The 21,207-nt window shown below is 41.1% G+C and carries 18 protein-coding genes; all 18 read left to right on the forward strand.

What is annotated here, in order from left to right; genetic code table 11:
* Window positions 1-22: 22 nt before the first annotated feature.
* The 18 genes from EXY25_RS00425 to EXY25_RS00510 all read left to right on the forward strand — a co-directional run bounded on the left by EXY25_RS00425 (window position 23) and on the right by EXY25_RS00510 (window position 21,181).
* Window positions 23-1,567, forward strand: coding sequence for an oligosaccharide flippase family protein (locus tag EXY25_RS00425; RefSeq protein WP_130565313.1), 1,545 nt, complete (start codon window positions 23-25; stop codon window positions 1,565-1,567).
* Window positions 1,568-1,606: 39 nt separating this feature from the next.
* The gene (locus tag EXY25_RS00430) at window positions 1,607-2,623 is read left to right on the forward strand and encodes a polysaccharide pyruvyl transferase family protein (RefSeq protein ID WP_130565314.1); all 1,017 of its coding nucleotides are present in this window, start codon (window positions 1,607-1,609) and stop codon (window positions 2,621-2,623) included.
* Complete coding sequence (locus tag EXY25_RS00435; RefSeq protein ID WP_130565315.1) at window positions 2,620-3,585, forward strand: glycosyltransferase family 2 protein; 966 nt, start codon at window positions 2,620-2,622, stop codon at window positions 3,583-3,585. Before EXY25_RS00430 ends, EXY25_RS00435 begins: the two co-directional genes overlap by 4 nt.
* Window positions 3,586-3,620: 35 nt before the next feature.
* Entirely contained in the window at window positions 3,621-4,472 is an 852-nt protein-coding gene (locus EXY25_RS00440) for a glycosyltransferase family 2 protein (protein WP_130565316.1), read from the forward strand.
* Window positions 4,472-5,758, forward strand: coding sequence for an O-antigen ligase family protein (locus tag EXY25_RS00445; protein WP_130565317.1), 1,287 nt, complete (start codon window positions 4,472-4,474; stop codon window positions 5,756-5,758). Before EXY25_RS00440 ends, EXY25_RS00445 begins: the two co-directional genes overlap by 1 nt.
* Window positions 5,755-6,960, forward strand: coding sequence for a glycosyltransferase family 4 protein (locus tag EXY25_RS00450; RefSeq protein ID WP_130565318.1), 1,206 nt, complete (start codon window positions 5,755-5,757; stop codon window positions 6,958-6,960). Before EXY25_RS00445 ends, EXY25_RS00450 begins: the two co-directional genes overlap by 4 nt.
* A gap of 20 nt (window positions 6,961-6,980) precedes the next feature.
* On the forward strand, window positions 6,981-8,153 hold the full coding sequence (locus tag EXY25_RS00455) for a glycosyltransferase family 2 protein (protein WP_130565319.1): 1,173 nt from the start codon (window positions 6,981-6,983) through the stop codon (window positions 8,151-8,153).
* Between the two features lie 8 nt (window positions 8,154-8,161).
* Window positions 8,162-9,145, forward strand: coding sequence for a hypothetical protein (locus EXY25_RS00460; RefSeq protein ID WP_130565320.1), 984 nt, complete (start codon window positions 8,162-8,164; stop codon window positions 9,143-9,145).
* Window positions 9,135-10,196, forward strand: a complete 1,062-nt coding sequence (locus EXY25_RS00465; protein WP_281275280.1) for an acyltransferase family protein — start codon at window positions 9,135-9,137, stop codon at window positions 10,194-10,196. Before EXY25_RS00460 ends, EXY25_RS00465 begins: the two co-directional genes overlap by 11 nt.
* Window positions 10,197-10,262: 66 nt before the next feature.
* Entirely contained in the window at window positions 10,263-12,365 is a 2,103-nt protein-coding gene (locus tag EXY25_RS00470) for a sialidase family protein (protein ID WP_130565322.1), read from the forward strand.
* Between the two features lie 487 nt (window positions 12,366-12,852).
* Window positions 12,853-14,253 carry an undecaprenyl-phosphate glucose phosphotransferase gene (locus EXY25_RS00475; RefSeq protein ID WP_130565323.1) on the forward strand — a complete coding sequence of 467 codons (1,401 nt, stop codon included), beginning with the start codon at window positions 12,853-12,855 and terminating at the stop codon, window positions 14,251-14,253.
* A gap of 11 nt (window positions 14,254-14,264) precedes the next feature.
* Window positions 14,265-15,470: an outer membrane beta-barrel protein gene (locus tag EXY25_RS00480; RefSeq protein WP_130565324.1), complete on the forward strand. Its 1,206-nt coding sequence runs from the start codon at window positions 14,265-14,267 to the stop codon at window positions 15,468-15,470.
* 21 nt (window positions 15,471-15,491) lie between these two features.
* Window positions 15,492-16,040, forward strand: a complete 549-nt coding sequence (locus tag EXY25_RS00485) for a polysaccharide biosynthesis/export family protein (RefSeq protein WP_246019465.1) — start codon at window positions 15,492-15,494, stop codon at window positions 16,038-16,040.
* Window positions 16,041-16,067: 27 nt separating this feature from the next.
* Complete coding sequence (locus EXY25_RS00490; protein WP_130565326.1) at window positions 16,068-18,296, forward strand: GumC family protein; 2,229 nt, start codon at window positions 16,068-16,070, stop codon at window positions 18,294-18,296.
* Window positions 18,297-18,346: 50 nt separating this feature from the next.
* The gene (locus tag EXY25_RS00495) at window positions 18,347-19,006 is read left to right on the forward strand and encodes a tyrosine-protein phosphatase (protein WP_130565327.1); all 660 of its coding nucleotides are present in this window, start codon (window positions 18,347-18,349) and stop codon (window positions 19,004-19,006) included.
* Window positions 18,990-19,724 carry a VpsP family polysaccharide biosynthesis protein gene (locus EXY25_RS00500; protein WP_130565328.1) on the forward strand — a complete coding sequence of 245 codons (735 nt, stop codon included), beginning with the start codon at window positions 18,990-18,992 and terminating at the stop codon, window positions 19,722-19,724. The genes EXY25_RS00495 and EXY25_RS00500 overlap by 17 nt, the downstream gene beginning before the upstream one ends.
* Window positions 19,725-19,979: 255 nt before the next feature.
* On the forward strand, window positions 19,980-20,528 hold the full coding sequence (locus tag EXY25_RS00505) for a PEP-CTERM sorting domain-containing protein (protein WP_130565329.1): 549 nt from the start codon (window positions 19,980-19,982) through the stop codon (window positions 20,526-20,528).
* Window positions 20,529-20,665: 137 nt separating this feature from the next.
* Window positions 20,666-21,181 carry a YehS family protein gene (locus EXY25_RS00510; RefSeq protein ID WP_130565330.1) on the forward strand — a complete coding sequence of 172 codons (516 nt, stop codon included), beginning with the start codon at window positions 20,666-20,668 and terminating at the stop codon, window positions 21,179-21,181.
* The last annotated feature ends 26 nt before the right edge of the window (window positions 21,182-21,207 follow it).

Below are 21,207 nucleotides of genomic sequence, written 5' to 3' on the forward strand. Positions count from 1 at the left end.
TGGGCAAATAGGGTGTTCTCAAATGACTGAAAAGAATATGTTTAGATCGTTGATGGGCGGTGCAGCGTTTAGAACTATATCTCTATTTCTCAACGTGGCCGTCGCATTCTTTATGATGCCTTACCTAATTCAAAATTTAGGTGATTATTGGTATGGGATTTGGGTGATCGTCGCTACCGTTATCGGCTACTACGGTATGCTTGATATGGGTCTGAGTTCTGCATGTCAAAGGTTTTTAAGTAAAGCTTATGCAACAGGATCTAGAACAGAAATTAATTCCTACTTAAGTACCGGATTCTTTTCATTTATATTAGTTTCATTTTTATTCTTTATTGTTACTCTTGCCCTTTCCGGTATGTCAGATTTATTTTTTGATGAAGTGGATGATGCCAGTGTTTTTTCTCTTCTGATGCTTTTGTTGGGCGCTAAGTTACTTATAACCATGCCATATAACTGTTATGTAGGAGTTATAAATGCTCATTTTCGATATGATATCGTCAGTAAGATAGAATTAGTTAAGACTTTAGCAAGAGCATTTGGATTCTATTTTTTATTAGATAGTGGTTATGGAATAATTTCTATTGCTGTATGTACGACAGTTATTGAAGTCATTGGTGCATTTCTTCTTTTCTTTGGCGCCAAGTCACTAGATCCTGATAATAGTGTTTCTTTTAGGTTTTACTCAACTAAATGTTTAAAAGAATTCTTTGACTTTGGTAAGCACTCTTTTGTAATAAATATTGCTAACTTATTCAGGTTTCAATTAGATAGTTTAGTTATCGCTGGTATGATCTCTGTATCGATGGTTACGCATTTTGGTGTCGCTTCTAGGTTAATACAGTATAAGGGGCAACTCTTTGATAGCATCATGGGGATCTTCATGCCTGTTTTTACAAAGATGCACAGCTTAGGTCGAACTGAACACTTAGCAAGCAGGCTACGATTAGTTTTAGGGATATCTTCATTCTTAGCATTTCTTCTTTGTTCACTGCCAATAGTCTTTGGTAAGTCATTTATATTGTTGTGGATGGGAGAAGACTATTTAGATGCATACTACCCATTAGCTGCTCTTTCTGCTAGTTCTATGTTTGCGCTTTGTACATATCCTTTGCTCCCATATTTAAACGCCTTGGCTCAGCATAAAAAATATGCGTATATAACTCTAGCAGAATCAGTGCTTAATATTGCTTTGAGTATTCTACTTGCTCCCAGCTTAGGTATTCTTGGTGTTGCTCTTGGCACTGCAATATCTGTTTTAATATCTAAGTCTTTATTCATAGTTCCATACGCATTTAGACTTTCCAATATGTCTTTGCGTAGTTTCTATATCCCTTTCTTTTATAGGCTTTTGGTTTCTTTTGTATATTTTTGTTCAGTATTTTTGATTTGTAATTTTTATTGTGAAATAGATAGTTACCTAGAGCTTGTTATATACGTGTTTTTTTCTTCTGCTATTTACTGTTTCATCTATTTTTATTTTTTGGCGGAGCTTGAACTTAGGAAATATTTGTTTGATAAATTTCCTGTTAGGTTCCATGGCGTTTTAAAGCTGTTATGGCGGCTGTAATCTATACTTTTTGATTCCTTTTTTGAACGGGGTTTTATAATGTTTTTTAGTAAACGCCTTATTGTTGCTGGTTATAATAATGCCAACCTTGGTGATGACCTGATGTTTGCGACGGTAGTTAATAGCGCTAACTATTCTAATTGTTATTTTTACGGTCCGCAGTTAAAGCCTGCGTTTATAGAAAAGGATATAGGCTTCATTAAGTATGGGCGTGGGGTTCCAATACGTTGGAAACTAGGAGCTGATTTCGCTTTGATTGGCGGAAGCCTATTTATGGGTGAGAATGATACCCATATGGAGATGTTTAAATGGAAACTAAAATTACTTCGTTTGAATAAGCTTCTCGGTGGAAAGAACTTTGTTCTAGGTTCAAATCTTGGACCTTATAGGGATTACGATGAATATGTTTATGCTCTGAAAAAAGTAGTTAAGCTAGTCGATCATTGGAAGGTTAGAGACCGATATTCCTATGAATTGCTATTGAAGGTAGGGGCTAAAAATGTTGAGTTTATTCCTGATATTGTTATGGGATTTGACCTGTCTGACTATTATGAAATTGAGCCTAAGAAGTTGATATCTATCTCGGTTACGGATGTTAACAAGGACGGTAATAAGCTTCTTAAACAAGATTTGTTTGAGAAAGAAGTTGTCGAACTAATAGAAAGGTATCATCTGCAAGGCTATTCCGCAGAGCTGGTGAGTTTTGAAGATTCCAAAGATCTCACTGTGATGGAGCGAATTAAGCAAAAGGTGACTTCCAGTGGTAGTGTTGAACTGGTCAAAAATATAGATGATAACGTATTGAAATCAATCGCTTCTGCGGATGTCGTGGTTTCAACACGTTTTCACTGTATGGTGTTGTCCGCCTTACTTAATAAATCTCAAATTATCTATCAGTACAGTCAAAAAACAGCAAATTTCGCCGAGCGATACGGCTTTAATGTGTATCAAATATGCGGCGATGCGTCAAAGAAAACGCCTGTTTCTACAGGGTTTGACGCCAAAGATACTGAATTTGCTTCGAATATGTTTAAGTCTATGGAGAGCTTGGCGTGAATATTAGTGCTGTGATCCCTTGCTATAACGGGGAAAAATTTCTTCGAGAAGCTGTTGCATCAATCAATTCACAAACGTACCTTCCTAGTGAACTGGTTATTGTGAATGATGGTTCTACGGATAGTAGTCTAGCTATCTTGGAAGAACTCACAGCATCGAGTGACGTTCCAATCGTTGTTGTTTCTCAAGTTAACCATGGGGTTTCTGCAGCTAGAAACGTAGGTATAGGTGCTGCATCAGGAGACTGGATCGCATTCTTGGACGTTGATGATATCTGGCTACCAGAAATGTTGGCGACCAAAGTTAGTTTTGCTAAGCGTGTCGGTATGACCTCTGGCCTTATTTGCTGCAACTATTATGTGGATGAGCAAACCGAGGCGGCTAAAAAACACAATGAATCGACGGTGGTGAGTAAAGTTCATGATCGTCTGTTGAAGGGGCCTGAATTTCAACGATTCTTTATTGAGGAGAATTTTATTGGCACCGCTACAGTCATGATGTTTAGTCGAATTGACGCACTACGCGCCGGAGGGTTTGACTACTTCATGAAGCATTCCGAAGAGTTTGATTTCATGCTTAGATTCACATGTGAGTATGACGTTTTAGTCTTGTCTGAGCCGCTAGCGATCAAGCGTCACCATGGAGACAACCTTAGTAACAATAAGGAGCTCTATTTTTATAGCCATGCATTTTCTTGTTTGAGAAATTTAAAGTACGAGAAACAATATAGTCGCTCTGGTTTTAATGACGAAATCAAAAAACTAATGAGAGTGGATGCTGATAGATTTGTAACTGGGTACTGTAATGAAGTGTATGAGCTTAGCTCGTTCCGCGGTGTTCATATTTACATAAAGAGTTTTTTTTCTATGAATTCATTCAGTGGCTTCGCAAATCACTTTATTGGTTTTTTAAAGAAACTGATTCGTACGTTAAGTTTTGGTCTGGTGAAGAACAGAACGTAGCCCTTTATTGCCGGCTTTGTTAAGAGAGGTGTTCCGTGCTAGTGACCGTTTATATTACGACTAAAAACAGACTTCAGCTGCTCAATAGGGCGGTTGAATCGGTTTTTTCGCAAACTCATCCAGAGGTTGAGCTGATTGTTGTCGATGATGGCTCAACAGATGGTACCAGGGAGTTTTTGCAGGAACAGCAAGATCAAGGCCGTTTACGCTGTATTTTGCAGAAGGAGTCTCAAGGCGCTTGTGTTGCACGAAATGCTGCCATTGCCATCGCGACTGGCGAATTTATTACCGGCATGGATGATGACGATTGGTTTACAGAGGATCGTATTGAGAAGTTTGTGAAGTTTTGGGCACAGCTATCTAGCGATGAACAGGCCAATATTTCTGGGCTTTATGCCGATAGTATTGAATTCTACCCTGAGGGAGAAGAGCTTCAAAAGCAAAGAGCTTCTAGGGTTTCATATGAAGACCTGCGGAAAAGTAATGGTGTGGGAAATCAAGTCTTCGCTCCGAAGAATCGATTCGTTGCTATCGAAGGTTTTGATCCTGAGATGCCTGCATGGCAAGACTGGGACTGTTGGTTGCGCATGGCAGAAAAATCGGGTGATTTTTTGAACTGCGGAGCGATGACTTATTTGCAAGATGCGAGTCATGATTCTGAGCGTATTACTGCAAAAGATCCGAAGAAGATTCGAACAGCTCATTCTCGGTTATGTGGAAAATTGGGGTGCATTACATTTAGGGAAAAGTTGCTTTTAAACAAAACGCTTGTCGATTATCGCCAAGTTATCCCTAAGGCATCTGAAACGCTGACAACGCTATTTGTTGGGGATGTATGGCTGTTTATGAGCTGTGTTAAAAGAATGCTTTCGGCGAGAGCTCGATAGTGGCCAGCTTCATGCAACAAGCTAATTTGTCTAGAGTGCTCATCAGTGCGCATTTTTTGCTTTTGATGCTGATAACACGGTGCTCGCTCGACCCAATACTAAATATGACAAAGGTGGGTGGTATTGGCATCGGGGCGCTATTGAATTTGGCAGTGATTGCCTATGGTGTTGTCGCATTTAGTAAATACCGAAGAGAGATCCCTTTGTTTTTGGTTAAAACGTGGGGAATATTTTTAGCCTCTGGAATTATTTCTATTATCCTTTCGCCGGTCATGATGCAATCGGTTCGCTCATTTGCATCTGTTGTCACCTATTTTGTTATTTTTTCTCTGCCTTTCTTTCTTGTTAGAAGTCGTGATGACGCGAAATTTTTACTTCGGTTAATTATGTTGTCTTCCATTATCCCAATTTTTTACGGCCTGTTCGAGTTTGTAGTGTTCGGCGGAACAAACTCTGTTCAAGGTAAGCGGATATTTTCGACGTTCTCTCATCCAAATATTTTTGCTTTTTATCTTGTTCTGGTGCTGTCTTTGTCTTTATTTTTCTTGAAAAGCACCCAGTTTAAAATGTCTATAAGGTTTCGCAAGTGGATGCTTAATGCCGCGATTTTCGGTTTGGTTTTACTGGTGCTCACAAAAACTAGAAGTGCATGGGCAGCGTTTGTGATGGTTGTACTTGTATACGGTATTATGTCGGAAAAAAAATATCTCTTATATTTAGCTGTTGCTGGGGGGTTAGCGATGCTTATCCCATCAATTCAAGAGCGAATCGTTGATATATTTTCCGGTAATGATGCTGATTCATTGTCGTCAGGGGAAGCTTTAAACTCCTATGCATGGAGGAAAGTGGTATGGGAGTCATCGTGGAGTTACATAGAGAATAAACCATTTTTAGGTCATGGTTATGATACTTTTAAATACTATTTTCTAGGTTTTTTTCCTCTGGAGGGTGAAAAAATATTTGATGCCCATAATGTTTACGTACAGATAGTCTTTGATATGGGCTTTCTGGGGGTGCTAGGGTATTTTTGTATATTTAGTTGTGTTCTATACCGTCTCTTCAAGTATCGGAGATATGATCCCAAAGGTGGGGCAGTCCTTATTGGGCTAGTGTGTTCATATATGCTCGTTGGTTATTCTGACAACATGCTCTTTTATCTGTCGTTTAATTGGTATTTTTGGTTGGTTTGCGGCATTTTTTGCGCATTGGCAAATCGTCCTGAATTATTTACCGATTCTTCTGAAAACACTCTTAAGACAACCAATCAAACTGGTCATTTAGAATGAAAATAACGTATTTTGTCAACCAATATCCGAAGGTTAGCCATAGCTTCATTCGCCGCGAAATTCTCGCATTAGAAGAGGCTGGTGTGAGTATACAGCGAGTCTCGATACGTGGGTGGGATGCTGACGTTGTCGATCCTTTAGACAAAGAAGAAAAGACAAAGACATCCTATTTGCTGCAAGACGGAGTTAAAAGCCTTCTGACCTTGGCTTTTTCAACGTTCATTAGTAGCCCTAAATCGTTTTTCAGTGCGCTAATTTCCGCATTGAAAATGAGCCGCATGTCTGAACGCCATGCGCTTTACCATGTTATGTACTTCTTAGAGGCATGTAAGTTAAAGCAGCTGTGCGAAAGTGAAGGAAGTGAACATGTGCATGCTCATTTTGGCACTAATTCGACAGAGATTGCGATGTTGTGTCACCTATTGGGTGGCCCAACGTACAGTTTCACTGTGCATGGCCCTGAGGAGTTTGATAAACCGCTTGGCCTCCATTTGCGGGAAAAGGTCGCCCATTCAAAATTTGTTGCGGCGATAAGTAGTTTTGGTCGTTCGCAGCTGTATCGCTGGTGTGATTATTCTGATTGGAAAAAAATTAAGGTCGTCCATTGCGGCCTGGATGCAGGTTTCTTTTCTGACGAAGATACGAAGTCTCAGGCTGGATCAACAAAACAGTTGCTTTGCATTGGTCGCATCTGTGAACAGAAGGGGCAGCTATTGTTGGTTCAAGCACTGCGTAAAGCGCTCGATGCCGGTGCAGATGTTCGTCTGACACTTGCTGGTGATGGGGAGATGCGCGAACAGGTTGAAGCATTGATTGAAGAGCTTAAGCTTTCAGCGCATGTTGAAATCACGGGGTGGGTTAGTTCTGGAAAAGTCCAGTCGTTGTTGCAACAATCAGCTGCCATGATTCTGCCCAGTTTTGCAGAAGGGCTACCAGTCGCAATTATGGAAGCTCTAGCAACAAGAACGCCTGTTATTACTACTTATATCGCCGGTATACCAGAGCTCATTAAGCATAAAGAGACGGGGTGGCTATGCCATGCCGGTGATCCTGATGCTATTGCTGACACAATTATAGAATTTTCTCGCACGTCAAGTGATGAAGTGGTTGCGATTACTGATAGAGGCTATCAGGCGGTTCAAGCTCGTCACCATATCGATTGTGAGTCGCGTAAGCTCGTTTCACATTTCTCGGAACAGTAATAGCGAGTTGAGGTCTTTATATGAATCTTGAATTAGTTCTTGCGCTTGTTATCTTTGTCGTCGTTGGCGTGCCGTCGATATTCTTAGCGCTACAGTATCTGTTTGGGCTGAGATCTTCGTTTGGTCGTGATGATAGCGAGGGTAGCCGAAACCCATGTGTTGTGCTTATTCCTGCTCATAATGAATCGTCGATTATTGCTGATACATTGACGTCTCTTAAGTCTCAACTTCAAATAGATGATCGTATCGTCATTGTTGCTGATAATTGCTCGGATAATACGGCTGACATTGGCCGAGATTTTGGCTTTGAGGTGTTAGAAAGGTCATCTGATACAGAAAGAGGGAAAGGATATGCCCTTGATTTCGGCTTGCAGCATATTGCTAAATCTCCGGCGGCCACGGTTGTTATCTTTGATGCTGATTGTGAGTTTCTAGAAGGGTCTCTTGATGTGCTTGTTCGAGCAAGCCAGAGAAGGATGCGTGTTGTACAGTCGTTATATTTAATGAAGGCCCCCAAAAACGCACCTCTAAAAATTAGACTGGCTGAATTCGCATGGAAAGTGAAAAATCAAATCCGTCCAGAAGGCCAGAAAATGCTTGGATTGAGTTGTCAGTTACAGGGCGCAGGAATGGCGTTTCCGTGGACGATCATTACTGCTCAATCATTGGCGAGTGGTAGCATCGTTGAAGACTTGGAGCTTGGTCTCAAGTTGTCTGAACGCGGAGAGATGGTGGACTATTTACCGTTAGCAGGCGTAGACAGTTATTTCCCCATGTCAGATGAAGCGCTCGAAACACAGCGTACGCGTTGGGAACATGGTCATTTGGCCTCCATTAAAGAGTTGATACCAAGATTTCTTGGTGCGTTAGTTAAAGGAAGGCTAAGGGCGGGACTGATGATGCTCGACGCCATGATACCGCCGACGGTGCTGTGGCTAATGATTTCAACACTTAACATATGTGTTGCATTTGTCTTATTTTTGTTCGGATATTCTCTGTTATTTACACTAAACTTTGTCCCTTATCTTCTAATGGTTTTCTCTTTGGTTTTAGTCTGGTGGATACATGGTCGGAGTCTAGTGAGTGGCAAAGATTTGTTTGGTGTGCTTAGTTTTATTCTTAAAAAAATAACGCTTTATAAAAAGATATCTAAGACTAAAGAAAAGAAATGGGTAAAAACGGATAGAGGGTGATTTGTCATATGGAATTGAAAAATAGTATGCTGTCTAGATATGATATAACTCTTTTACTTCGAGCATTTTCTATATTTGCTATCGTTGCAGGACACTTTAAGTTTATGTCCTTAGGGGGAGGGGCTTTTTTTCTGATCGCTCTGTCTGGATATAATTTCGTGAAGTTCACCTTACCAAAACTGAATAGAACGTCTTCAGAAAACCATTCCGCTAAAACTATAAATTACCTGAAGCCCTATTTTAGGTTTGTGTTTCGGATTATTCTTCCAACACTTCTATATTTAATTGTTCTCTATACCTATTTTGGCGAGTTTCATTGGTTGGGGTTCTTCTTCTTAAGCAACTTCTCTGGGCCAAATTATGCTGGTGGCTTTAGCTACTGGTTTCTTGATGTTTTAATTCAAATATATATAGCTTTTTCCTTTGCATTGATTATAAAACCAATTCGTGAATACCTATTTAATACGACATACATATTTTTTCTGATTGGTATTTTGGTATCTTTTCTTATTCGAGAGTTGTCTTTATCAGCCTTTGATACTGAAAATCTAATGAATAGGTTACCTCATTTAATGATATACATATTTTTTATCGGAGGATCAGCAGCGGTTAGTGATACTCTATTAAAAAAATCGTTAACAACGGTTGTAGTTGGTTTAGTTTGTTTTGAAGCCATACTTAACAACATGTTAGGTTATGAATCACTCTTGTTTTTTGGGGTGGTATTAACAATTTGGATTCCATATATTTATATGCCAAATATTTTAATACCGATAGTAAATAAAGTGGCGATGGCATCGCTTTTTATATATCTATCTCATTTCCAGGCAAGAAGTTTGTTACAGAAAATTGTCTCCGATCCTACGCCTCTTATGAATACTTTCTTTGCGATTTTTGTTGGGATATTACTGAGCCTGATTTGGAAGAATCGAAAACTATTTATTGATAAAACATGGCCATTTTTAATTAAGAGGCTAAGGTTTGGCTACTAAATATGTTTGTAATATAGCTATAAATGATACAACATCCAGTCAAATAAAATATTGCCGCATTCTATGTGTATATTTCATGATAATAGTGCATCTTCCTCCTTACATTTCTGATGCACATATTCCGGCGTTTTTTTTTCCAATAAAAATAGTTTTTTATGATGTGTTTGGTCGTGCTAGTGTCACAGCGATGAGTTTTGTTAGCGGCTTTTTGATTTATTTTTCTTTGTTGGAGTTAAGCTGGAATAAAATTGTAGTTCGTCGTTTTAAAAAATTGATTATTCCAATGGCATTTTGGAATTTTGCAATGATAGTTTTCAGTATCATTGTTTTTTTGTTTTTAGGAAGAACTCTTCCCGCTTATGAGAATGTTAGAGCGCTCAATTTACATGAAATATTATTTAATAGCATTTTTTCACTCAACAACTTAGCTGCTTCTGGTACCTTGTCCTTTATTCGAGATCTCTTTGTTTGTTCCGTCATTTCTACTCCGTTAGCCTTTCTTATTAAAAGGTTTTCTTGGTTTGTTATTGCTGCTTTACTTATTATCTATTTGACGATTTCGTTTGAGCCTATTGTTTTTAGAGGCTCTATTTTTATCTTTTTTGCTTTGGGTATGGTAGTAGCTCAAGAGATAGGTCATTTAAAGGTGAGTACGTTATTAAGATGTATTTACGTTGTCGTAATTTGCGTTGTTTTCGCTATTGAATTTGGCCTGTTTAGTGAATTCTATATGTACGATCTGCTGAAACGAGCAGCAATTGGCCTATTTTTTCTAGATTTATCTTTTTACTTGATGACTGTTCTAAAAATTAGAATGGTTGATTCGTTTTCTGGCGCAACATATCTTATTTATTTGAGTCATGATATTGCATTTATGATTTTATGGGGTGTTTGGAATATCTTTGTCGGAAAAGATATAACGCCAGTTTATCTTTTGTTTTTCTTTCTAGTACCATTAAGTTGGTTCTTTGTTGTTAAGCATTTATTAAGAATATTTAAATTTCTTCCCGCATTCGGACAGGTTCTAATTTTTGGTAAAGTCCGGGGATAACATTTCTCTCGGGGTCGCGACCTTCTTTGGGTGGCTAAACTGAATTCATATATTTAGGATACCCTTATGAATAGGAAGTATATATTTTCAATATTATTATTTGCTGTAGTTTCTATCACAGTCTTGAGTCTTAGCCGTCTTAATGAACAGTCTGGATTGCATGCTAATGAAATGTCATGCCCAAAATGGAACGGTTTTGAGGCTTGGTCCGGAGGAGGGGCTTACCCTCAAGTACTAGCCGAAGGTGATGATATTTATCTTGTTTCTGATGTGGCCGGAATATGGAAGGCGGGTAAAGATGAATCGAATTGGCGGCATATCACTAATGGACTAGATATTCTTCGAGTCGCTGCTCTATTAGCTCATCCAAATGATGCTAGTCATTTCTACGCTGCGACATCGAAAGGTATCTATCAAACATTAGATGCTGGTGCTAACTGGTCGTTATTAGATAGTTTGGGGGCGGGGGTTAAATTTTGGCGTTGGAACAGTGTACGTCCAATGGCGATCCATCCTGCCGACGATAGTAAAATTTTTGCGGGGGATGCTAGAGGCAACGTTTATCTTATTGATAATGAAGAGTCTATCGTAATCGGCACTTCTCCAAGGGCCAAAGCGGTTACTGTAGTTGTCCCGTTAGATATGGGGAACAAATTGTTGGTCGGTACTGCTGAATCTACGACAATTTTTATAAGAAATGATCAGGGGTGGAGGGTTGAAAGTAGCTTAACTGAAAATGCTTATGATGCTGATTGGGATCGAAATCTTTTGGCACCAGCTAATATGGTTATTGCTGGTGAGCGGCGATTAAAGTTAACTCGTGATGGCGGTGATTCCTGGCAGACGATATCTCTAGATAATGCATTACCTTCTGGAGCAATTGTTCATCGAGTATCTATGTTCAACGAGCAGAGCGGCAACACCAAATTCTTAGTCGCGTGGTTTGCTGGTTGGCGCTCAGGCATACTTCAAAGTAATGACGCAGGTGTGAATTGGAACGATCCTGTTCAGAAGAGAAACTTTGATAGCTCAAATCCAACACGCACTTGGAAAAAAGGCTCTTTTGATCGAGTTATGTCTGTGCATATTGACCCATCAGATTCCGGAACAGCTTACTTGTCTACATATTGGGGTTACTGGCGCAGTCAAGATGATGGTAAAACGTGGACTGAAAATTTTATTAACGGGGCTCCAAATACCGCTGGTTCATCCTTAATCTATACTGACAATGGCGAACTGATTACTGCCTCTATGGATATTGGACTGGTCAGCTATGCTCCTAACCGATCGGCGCTTTCTCTTTTCCCGAAAGCTGGGCGTTCTTACATTAAAAATAGCTTTATCGATACGTGGGATATAGCAGGTCATGCATGGAGTGTTGTCAGTCATGGTCAGAAGATTGTTGCGAGTATTAGCCCTTGGTCTGCAAATCAAAATCAAGTTGTTATAAGCGAGGACTTCGGAGCTTCCTGGGAGGTTGTTACGTCAGGGCTGCCATTAGAATATGTGAAAGAAGGTACAGTATGGGAAAAAGGTTATGCTAGGGCACTGGTCAAGGACCCTTATAACCCTGAAAAGCTTTACCTTGCTATTGATGGTGCAGGGCTATTTGTATCTGAGAATGGTGGCTATCAATGGTCTGAATCATCAGCTCAACCAGATAGTGTAAAAATATATAATGGGTTAGTTGCTGATCCTAATCATCAAGGCTATCTCTACTGGGGCGCCCCTGGTGTAGGTGTTTACGTTACTAAAGATGCCGGTCGGTCATGGATTTTTACTGGTCTCAGAGGTAAAGCTATTTATGACTTAGAAATGAACACTGATGGTCGGCTATTTGCTGCAACGCAAGGTGCCAAGCCTGAGTTATTTGTAAAAGATGGCTTAGGTAAGCAGTGGCGGCTATTAAAAAGCTTTGATGCCTATGGTACGGCAGAGGCCATTGCTATCTCGCCTAATGATCCTAATACGATAGCCATAGGAACAAATGGCTGGGGAAATGAAAATAAGGGTCAGGTTTTTATTTCAAGAGATGGTGGCATTCAATGGACTGAACTTGAGGGTGATTTTGGAGTTGGTGCAGCAGATATGGCTTTTTCACCATGCTCAGATACTCTATCTGTGCTGCAGTACGCCGGAGGCGTCGTTCACCTATCCATAGCAGAGTGATGAGTTGTTCCCTTTAGACAGAAAGTAAAGGCTTTTGAAGGGCGATTACGTCAAAGTAGTCGCTCTTTTTTATCTAATTACGAGTCTCTTTCTAAGCTTCCTCCAACCTTAGGGTTGTAAATTTAGGTTGCTGTCGTAATGCGTCGGTAACTTCCCTCAAATAGTCTTGTTTTCCCATAACTACTTTTTATATCTTCATCTTCATCTGTATCTAATTAACGAAGGTGCTTGAGTACTTTGGTTGCACCTAATTGGTGCAATTTTGCTAAGTTTCCTCTTTTCGATGGCATGTATGGCCTTTATTAGTGTCTAATTTATTTATCTATTTGATTCTAAAGTGGTTTTTTTTAGTCAAGTAATGGCATCGATTTTGCAGAAACTGTTATAAAAAGGTTGCAAATGTGACGTAGATCCTGAAAATAGGACGTTGTTTGTTTTTAGAGCGAATTTATAGTGTTGTTTAAGTTTCGCAGAGGAGAGAAGGGCAATGGCTAGGGAAGGTTTTATCCGATCTCACCAAAATCAGTTTTCGACGCTGTACCGATTTTTTGATGTGTTCATCATTATCGGCAGCTTTTTACTTACATGCCATTCATTGAAACTTGAAGTAAGTTCGACTTTTACTTTGATGGCTGTTATTGCTGCTATTAGCTTTATGCTTACCGCTGAAAGCATGGAGCTCTATCGCTCTTGGCGCTTTTCCACGAGCTCAGAGTTGCTTGGTACCGTTAGTTTTAGTTGGGGAATTGTTGCCATAGCAGGTTTGTTATGTCTTTTTCTTTTCGAAGACAAGATAGGTATGCCGCGGAATAGCTTTTTTGCATGGATTATATTTTGCTGGGTGCTTTTGTGTGTGTGGCGTTTATGGTATCGCCAAATTCTTTTCTTTATGCGAGAGCAAGGCCACAACACTCGTACTGTCGCAATTATTGGTATGACGGAATCTGGCTTGGAGCTTGCCAACCAAATCGAGAGGAACTCACAACAAGGTATCCGTCTGAAAGGTATCTTTGATGATAGAGATATGGACCGATTTTCATCTCAAGATCGAGCGCGAATTATCGGCAACATCGAAGATGCAATTGCTATGGCGCGGCGCAATGAGATCGATTTGTTATACATTGCGATGCCACTAAAAGCAGAAGACCGGATTTTTCAGATATTGGAGCGTTGTGGGGATACTACCGTTGATGTTCATATCATCCCAAATCTGTTCATTTATAAAATGCTACATGCGCGCTGGCATAGCGTGGGAGATGTTCAGACGCTCAGTGTATTTGATTCACCTCTTAACGGTTTCTCCTCCTGGCTTAAGCGAGTAGAAGATCTTGTATTAGGTTCGTTGATTTTAACTTTGATCGCTATTCCTATGATGTTTATTGCCCTAGGTATTAAGTTCACATCAAAAGGGCCGGTTTTCTTCAAACAGGATCGTTACGGTATTGACGGCTCTAAGATCCGTGTATGGAAGTTCCGCTCTATGCGGGTGATGGATAATGGCGGTGATGTAAAGCAAGCCACGAAAGGTGATCCACGTGTTACTAAGTTCGGTGCCTTTCTTCGCCGGACTTCTTTGGACGAGTTACCACAATTCATCAATGTGTTGCAGGGTTCGATGTCGATTGTTGGGCCGAGGCCTCATGCGGTCGCTCACAATGAAGAATATCGTTCACTAATTTCTGGTTACATGCTTCGTCATAAAGTTAAGCCTGGTATCACTGGACTAGCCCAGATTAGCGGTTTTAGAGGCGAGACAGATACTCTAGAAAAGATGGAGAAACGAGTTGAGTTCGACCTCAATTATATTCGTCAATGGACCGTTTGGTTGGACATCAAAATAGTATTTTTGACCATTTTCAAAGGATTTGTCGGCAGTAATGCTTATTAAGGGAACCTTGTATGTTGAAATCTAAAACAAAAATTGCATTAGCAACTGCCACAGTTATCAGCAGTTTTATACCATCCGTTCAAAGTGCTGAGTTTGATCCCGCGCCTTATAAAATGGAGTCCGGGCTAGTTTTAACTCCAGTGTTAGAAACATCTGTTGGCTACGATGACAATGTGACGAATAGCGATGCCGATGAAAAAGATAGTATGTTTACCGTCATTTCTCCTAGCGCCACACTTGCCGGTGGGTCAGAAGTCTCCAATGCAGTATTAGAGTATGGTTTTGATGCCGGCTGGTATATAGATTCTAGTGACGATGACTATGTTGATCACTCGTTGAAAGGCGGAGTTCATCATGAGTTTACAGCAAAGTATCGTGTTGACTTTGATGCAAGCTATCAGCGTACTCACGATGCTCGAGGTACGGGGATATCGGAAGGGAATGAGGGGCTTTTCGATGATGTCACCAAGTATGATATTTATCGAGCAGGCGGAGTGATTGGCGTTGGAGCACAATCATCAACGCTTAAATTTGATGTGCGCTCCTTGTATGAGAAAAAAGAATACCGGAATTTTGATGACGTAACTCAGTATAGGGATTTTGACTCTATTGAGTTTGGTGCGACAAGTTATTGGACCATAATGCCGAAGACAGACTTACTCTTTGACGTCGGATATGAAACGATTGAATATGATAATACAGAGCCCGGTGCAAGCTCTCGAGATAGTGATGTTTTAACTGTTTTAGGGGGGGTAAAATGGGACATTACCGGGAAAACAGATGGTCAGGCTCGGATTGGTTGGCAGGATAAAGATTTTGATGAGGACGGTCGGGAAGACTTTGATGGTATCTCCTGGGACGTATCTCTGACTTGGCAACCTAAACAATATTCTTTGTTTACTATAATGACGGGACGAAGCGCCAAGGATCCAGACACGTTTGGTGACTACGTTAAGGAAACGACAGCGAAAGGCAGCTGGCGGCACAAATGGCTTGAACGTTTTACGACTGACGTAGCGCTTCAGTACATCGATGAATCATACACTGGCCTGGATCGAGATGACGAGTATTGGGAGGCATCATTAGCTGCTATCTATGATTTCCGCCGGTGGGTACGTATCAAAGCTGAATATGTTTGGAGCGATCAAGATTCGAATATTGATTCGGTCACTTACGATAAGAATGTATTCTTAATGTCTGTTCAAGTGTCACTTTAAGTAAGCCATATGAGAGCTGTAATGAAGTCAATCCTATTGCTCAGTGCTAAGTGTTTGATGGTGCTTAGTATGTTTAGCGTTGTGTCAAACGTTCTAGCTAACAGTGACCCAAGTGGCTACCGTTTAGGTGCCGGAGATGAAATTCGGATCCATGTTTTTGGTGAAGATGATTTATCAGTTGAAACAACACTGGGCAAATCGGGCGTCGTTACATACCCATACTTAGGCGAACTAAAGGCCGTAGGCAAAACGACGGCTGAACTGCAGGCTTTTATAACCGCAGGGTTGAAAGGGGACTATCTGATCAACCCTAGCGTGTTAGTCAGTATTACCACATATCGTCCTTTCTATATTTACGGGGAAGTTAAACGTCCTGGTGGTTATCCCTATCAGCCAGGGTTGACTCTTGAAAGAGCAGTTGCAATTGCTGGTGGTTTTACTGAACGAGCGTCCACGACAAAGTTCATGCTTTCGAAAGAAAATACACAGGGACAAGAGAAGGAGATTGCCAATCTCTCTACGGAGATCAAACCGGGAGATACCATCCTGGTGAAGGACAGTTTCTTCTAATTGAGATTGAAAAAGGATTAAGCAGTTATGCAGCTAAACACAGCTGACGGTAAGCTTCAAAATGAAGAGTTAATTGATTTAAGAGCATATTTTAGAATCATTAACCAGTATAAATGGAGAATCTTCACATTCTCTATCATGGTCACTTTAATCGTCGGTACGGTTACTTTCGCTTTAACTCCAAAATACAAAGCAACGGCAGTGATGCTGTTAGAAGCTGAACATGTTAAGGCTGTTTCTATTGAGGAGGTTTATGGATTTGATTCTAGTCGTAAAGAGTATCTACAGACACAATATCAAATTCTTAAATCTCGTCGTTTGGCTGAAAATGTAATTGATGAACTCGGATTACTTACCCACAAAGAATTTCTCCCAAAAGAAGATAGTGCAGTTAAGCAATTCATTGATTCTATTAAGGAAGCGCTTCCAATTGAGAGAGAAGTCGTTGAAGTTTCAGAGGCAGAAAAGCTTCGGCGTGCTAAGTCTAGAGCTATTGCTATTTTTCTGAGTCGGTTAACTGTTTCTGCGGTGCCTAAGACTCAGTTAGTCAATATCAGCTTTGAAGCTGAATCTCCGCATTTCGCGGCGAAGGTGGCTAACGCGTTAGGTGAAGAGTACATAGCCAGCCATCGGGAAGACAAAGTAATCGCTACAACTAAGGCGTCCGACTGGATCCGAGAGCGGCTAGAAAGCCTAAGCGTTCGCCTACGAGCTTCGGAAGGTGAACTGCAACGTTTTCGTGAAGAGGAAGGTTTGGTTGATATGGAAGGCGTTGTTGCATTGGCGTCTAGAGAACTCAACGAAATCACTTCACAACTGACCAAAGCTAGGCAAGCACGTTCGCAGACTGAGACGCTTATGCGGGTGCTTGATAACCGGAATCCAGATGATGTCTCTGAGTTGGAGTCGTTGCCCGAAATATCTGAACACCGTTGGATTCAAGAAGCCAAACGTGCTGAAGGTGTTGCTGAACAACGAGTCGCAGAGCTATCAAAACGCTATGGGCCCAAGCATAGCCGGATGAAGGCTGCTCAAGCACAGTTGGAAGAGGCGAGAGCAAACTTACACCGACAGGTCGAAAAGCTAATACGGGGTATTGAGCAGGAAGTGCAAGCCACTAAAGACAATGAAGTGGCATTGGTAGCTGAACTGGCCAAGGCTAAGCATCGTTATCAAGTATTAACTCGGACAGAAACAAGGCATCGTGAGCTGACTCGCGAGGTCGAAAGTAATCGCCGCTTGCATAACACGTTCATGAACCGCCTTAAGGAAGCAAGTGCTGTCGGTGATTTTAATACGGCCTATGCTCGGTTCACTGATCGTGCTGTACCACCGGGATTGCCTGCCAAACCGAATAAAAAACTGATTATTGTCGCAGCATTTATCGCTTCATTTGGTTTAGCTGTCATCATGGCTTTTTTGATACATAGCCTAAGCGATACGATAGCCTCGCCTGAGGATGTTGAACTATATCTATCCCAAAGAATTGTTGGTGTTATTCCTAAGGTCAAAGTGAAAAAGAAAGGGAATGTTCGCATTCATAGTTTTTTTGAGAACGATATGCAATCTTTCTCTGAAGCGTGGAGAACACTGCGTACAGGGCTTGTTCTTTCTCACTTAGATGCACCGTCAAAGGTGATTGCTGTTACCTCGACGTTGCCTAATGAGGGAAAAACGACCACGGCAATCAATACAGCTTTCGCTATGGGACAAGTCGAGAGGGTTCTGTTGCTTGATGCTGATATTCGCAAACCTAGTGTATGCCGACGATTTGGTATTCCCAATTATCAGCCTGGCGTCACCAATCTTCTTACGGGAACCCATTCATTGGATCAGTGCATATATCATGATGATGTGTCTGGTATCGATATCTTGGTAGCCGGTTCTCCTATGCCCAATCCGCTAGAGTTACTCGCTAAAAATGGATTTGAAGAACTCGTTTCTAAGTTACGTGGACTTTACGATCGAATCATTATTGATACGCCGCCTTCGCGAGTCGTTTCTGATGCGTTAGTCGTGGCCAAACAAGCGGATTCAACGCTTTATGTAGTTAGAGCAGATCAGGTTAGGCGTTCCACGATTTTGGAAGCGATTGGTCGGTTACAAAGGTTAGAGGTGCGTGTAGATGGCGTGGTATTAAACGCCATTAATAAACGAAATAGTAAAGATATTTACGATTATAATTATGGCGATGTTTATGGCTCTACTGATTATCAGGAGCAAGTCGTTTCGACAAGGAAAGAAAGTGTCACGTGATTGACCTCCACTGCCACCTGTTACCTGGCGTCGATGACGGCGCCAGCGCTATGTCAGAATCTTTGGAGATGGCTAGAATCTCAGTAGCTGAGGGGATACATACCTCAGTGCTTACTCCTCATTTCCATCCTGGAATATACAATAACTCTATTCGTGCCCTCCAAAATACTTTTGATGCTTTTTCTAAAGCATTGATGGAGGCAAATATACCACTAAAAATTCACCTGGCTGGGGAGGTTCGTCTAACGGAGCAGATTCTCCATGCGTTACCAGCAGGTGAGATTCCAATGCTAGGAGATTACAAGGGAAGCCAGGTTTTGTTGCTAGAACTGCCCTATAGCCATATTCCGCCGGGAACCGATAATTTGCTTAAGTGGCTAAATCGTCACGGAGTTATACCGATGATTGCTCACCCAGAGCGAAATCGAGAGATAATAAGGAACCCCAACGCGATATCTCGCCTAACCAAAGGTGACGTCTTTTTTCAGCTAACACTTGGTTCATTCGCCGGAGATTTTGGTGAACGCCCCTACGAAACAGCTATCGCTTTGAGTAAAAAGGGTTATGTTGATGTATTGGCTACTGATGCGCATAGTATTAAACGTCGACCGCCGGTCACGGCAAACGGTTTGGATGAAGCTAGGAAGTGGATTGGTGACGAAGGTGTTCACTCTGCGATAGAGGAACTGCCGCGTGCAATCATTAGTTAAACTAGTACATATAGTGGTCAAAAAATTAGCTGCGATTAAGAAACTACGTCAGAGACTTTTCTATGGTTCAGCTATTGCGGTTCTTTTTTTCCTCGGTTGGGTCGCGGTACTTCATGGCGTTGCTAATTTGAGTGGTGTTTATGCTGAGCGAAAGTTAAATAAGTGGGCCGTGCAAAGCGCTATTAATCAAAAGGAACTCGTTCTTGTTGAAAATAGTATTAAAAGAGCGCTTAATCTTCAGCCTGACAATGCTCACTACCATTTGTTGCAAGCAAAGCTATTTGAATGGAAAGCTTTTTCTGACAAGGAGCATGCCAATACCTACCTCAAAAAAGCGACAAGTTCGCTTGATGCGTCGATTAACTATAGACCTAACTGGCCGAATGTCTGGTTAGAGATAGCTTTGATAGAGCATAAGCTTTCTAGATATGATGATCGCTTTCAGCAAGCGATCATCACGGCTGAGCATCTTGGTGGATATAAGCAAGATGTGACCTTAGGATTGATTCGCTTAGGATTTGAGACTTGGTATGTTCGGAGCGCATTTATGAAAGGAAAGCTGATTGAGGCGATTAAACGAGGATTGGCAACTGAACATACTGCATGGAAAGTACTGGAATTAGCCAAAGAGAATGGTCATGTACGTATCGTATGTATCGTGCACCGTCGTTTAGAAGGTGCTTCGGCATTACCTGCACAGGTTGCGGAATGTAGCTAACTGTCATTGTTGTGAGATGAAAATCTTTCTTGTTGCATAATTGTTGCTCCATATTGTGTGGCAAATGCTCTTCTTCTAAGGGGGCGTTTTCAGGTTTACTTTTTAAATCAACATGTTGCTCGTTTTTTTTGTTGGTTTTTTTAAACTGTTAAAAATGATGACAGTATTCGAGCTCAACGGAATCCGGTATAGTTCCATTAGTTAATACTATATTGATAATTGTTTGGAAAACGCTCGCAAGGAGTAGTAGAGATAATGCGTAGAATTTTATCCGTAGTAGCACTTATCTTTTTGAGTGCCAGTGTCAAGGCCGCCCCCATGGTAGATCTGACCATCGATGGCAGTACTTGGAGTAAGCCATTTGTCTTACAGAATTTGACTGGTGGTGAGTTTAATATCATTAACATAGATATTGATCTTACTGCCACAGACCTCGTATTTGATGCCGGACCTGAGTATCCAGGTAAGCTTGAAGTGTTGAGTGACGTTGATGCAGACTTTTCTGTCTCTGACAAAGTCTTAAGTATCGACTTTAACGAAGTTTTTCAAAGCTTTAAGTGGTTTCTTGATGTCGACTTCTTTAGCACCGGAGAGTCTTATGTGGTTGGTTCCAATCTTATTGGTTCTGACGTATCAGTTACTTTCGACAACGGTAAGAAGTATTTGGGCGGGTTTGTGGGCGTGGAACAAAATACAGACGCCGCAACTTTTGCATATGACACTGTAGTGAGCGTTCCTGCGCCAGCAACATTAGTGATGCTGAGTTTAGTGTGTCTTGCGTTAGGTCTTCGCAAGAGGAGCTAACTGCGCCTAGCTTGTTCTGATATGAAACCAGTCATTTGACTGGTTTTTTTTTGGTTTATCTTATTCCTAAAACTCTTTCTGGCATCGAGAGTGTTAAGATATAACTATCTTATGCTTTTCATATTTTGAGAACGATTTTGACCAATAACGATATCCTTAGACGCTTACGTTACACCTTTGAATTGAACGACTCGAAGATGATTAAGATTTTTCAGTTGGCTGAGTTGCAGGTGAGCAGAGCACAGGTGAGTAGCTGGTTAAAGAAAGATGATGATAAGGCTTACGAGAAGCTTAATGATCTGCAGTTTGCGACGTTTCTCAACGGGTTTATTAATCTTCGCCGTGGCAAGCGGGAAGGCGCGCAGATTGCGCCAGAAAAGCGATTAACCAACAATCTGATCTTTCGTAAGTTAAAGATTGCTCTGGATCTGAAAGATGATGACATCCTTGCGTTAATGGATCTGTCTGAATTTAGTATTGGCAAACATGAGCTGAGTGCGTTTTTTCGCAAGCCAGGCCATAAAAATTACCGTGAATGTAAAGATCAGGTCTTGCGCAATTTTCTGAATGGTATGCGTTTGAAGTATCACGATAAGGTGACTGCGACCAATGGCTTTGAGTGGCCAGTTGCAGAGGACAAATCCGCAGAGTAATCACCTTTGCTGAGCAGGTGTAAGGT

Source organism: Corallincola spongiicola, from assembly GCF_004284785.1.
GTDB lineage: Bacteria > Pseudomonadota > Gammaproteobacteria > Enterobacterales > Neiellaceae > Corallincola > Corallincola holothuriorum.

Excerpts from the sequence above, each read along its gene's own strand:
- EXY25_RS00425 (WP_130565313.1), top strand. The coding sequence starts at position 23 with ATGACTGAAAAGAATATGTTTAGATCGTTGATGGGCGGTGCAGCGTTT.
- EXY25_RS00430 (WP_130565314.1), top strand. The coding sequence starts at position 1,607 with ATGTTTTTTAGTAAACGCCTTATTGTTGCTGGTTATAATAATGCCAAC.
- EXY25_RS00450 (WP_130565318.1), top strand. The coding sequence starts at position 5,755 with ATGAAAATAACGTATTTTGTCAACCAATATCCGAAGGTTAGCCATAGC.
- EXY25_RS00455 (WP_130565319.1), top strand. The coding sequence starts at position 6,981 with ATGAATCTTGAATTAGTTCTTGCGCTTGTTATCTTTGTCGTCGTTGGC.
- EXY25_RS00460 (WP_130565320.1), top strand. The coding sequence starts at position 8,162 with ATGGAATTGAAAAATAGTATGCTGTCTAGATATGATATAACTCTTTTA.
- EXY25_RS00470 (WP_130565322.1), top strand. The coding sequence starts at position 10,263 with ATGAATAGGAAGTATATATTTTCAATATTATTATTTGCTGTAGTTTCT.
- EXY25_RS00475 (WP_130565323.1), top strand. The coding sequence starts at position 12,853 with ATGGCTAGGGAAGGTTTTATCCGATCTCACCAAAATCAGTTTTCGACG.
- EXY25_RS00480 (WP_130565324.1), top strand. The coding sequence starts at position 14,265 with ATGTTGAAATCTAAAACAAAAATTGCATTAGCAACTGCCACAGTTATC.
- EXY25_RS00485 (WP_246019465.1), top strand. The coding sequence starts at position 15,492 with ATGAAGTCAATCCTATTGCTCAGTGCTAAGTGTTTGATGGTGCTTAGT.
- EXY25_RS00490 (WP_130565326.1), top strand. The coding sequence starts at position 16,068 with ATGCAGCTAAACACAGCTGACGGTAAGCTTCAAAATGAAGAGTTAATT.
- EXY25_RS00495 (WP_130565327.1), top strand. The coding sequence starts at position 18,347 with ATGTCAGAATCTTTGGAGATGGCTAGAATCTCAGTAGCTGAGGGGATA.
- EXY25_RS00505 (WP_130565329.1), top strand. The coding sequence starts at position 19,980 with ATGCGTAGAATTTTATCCGTAGTAGCACTTATCTTTTTGAGTGCCAGT.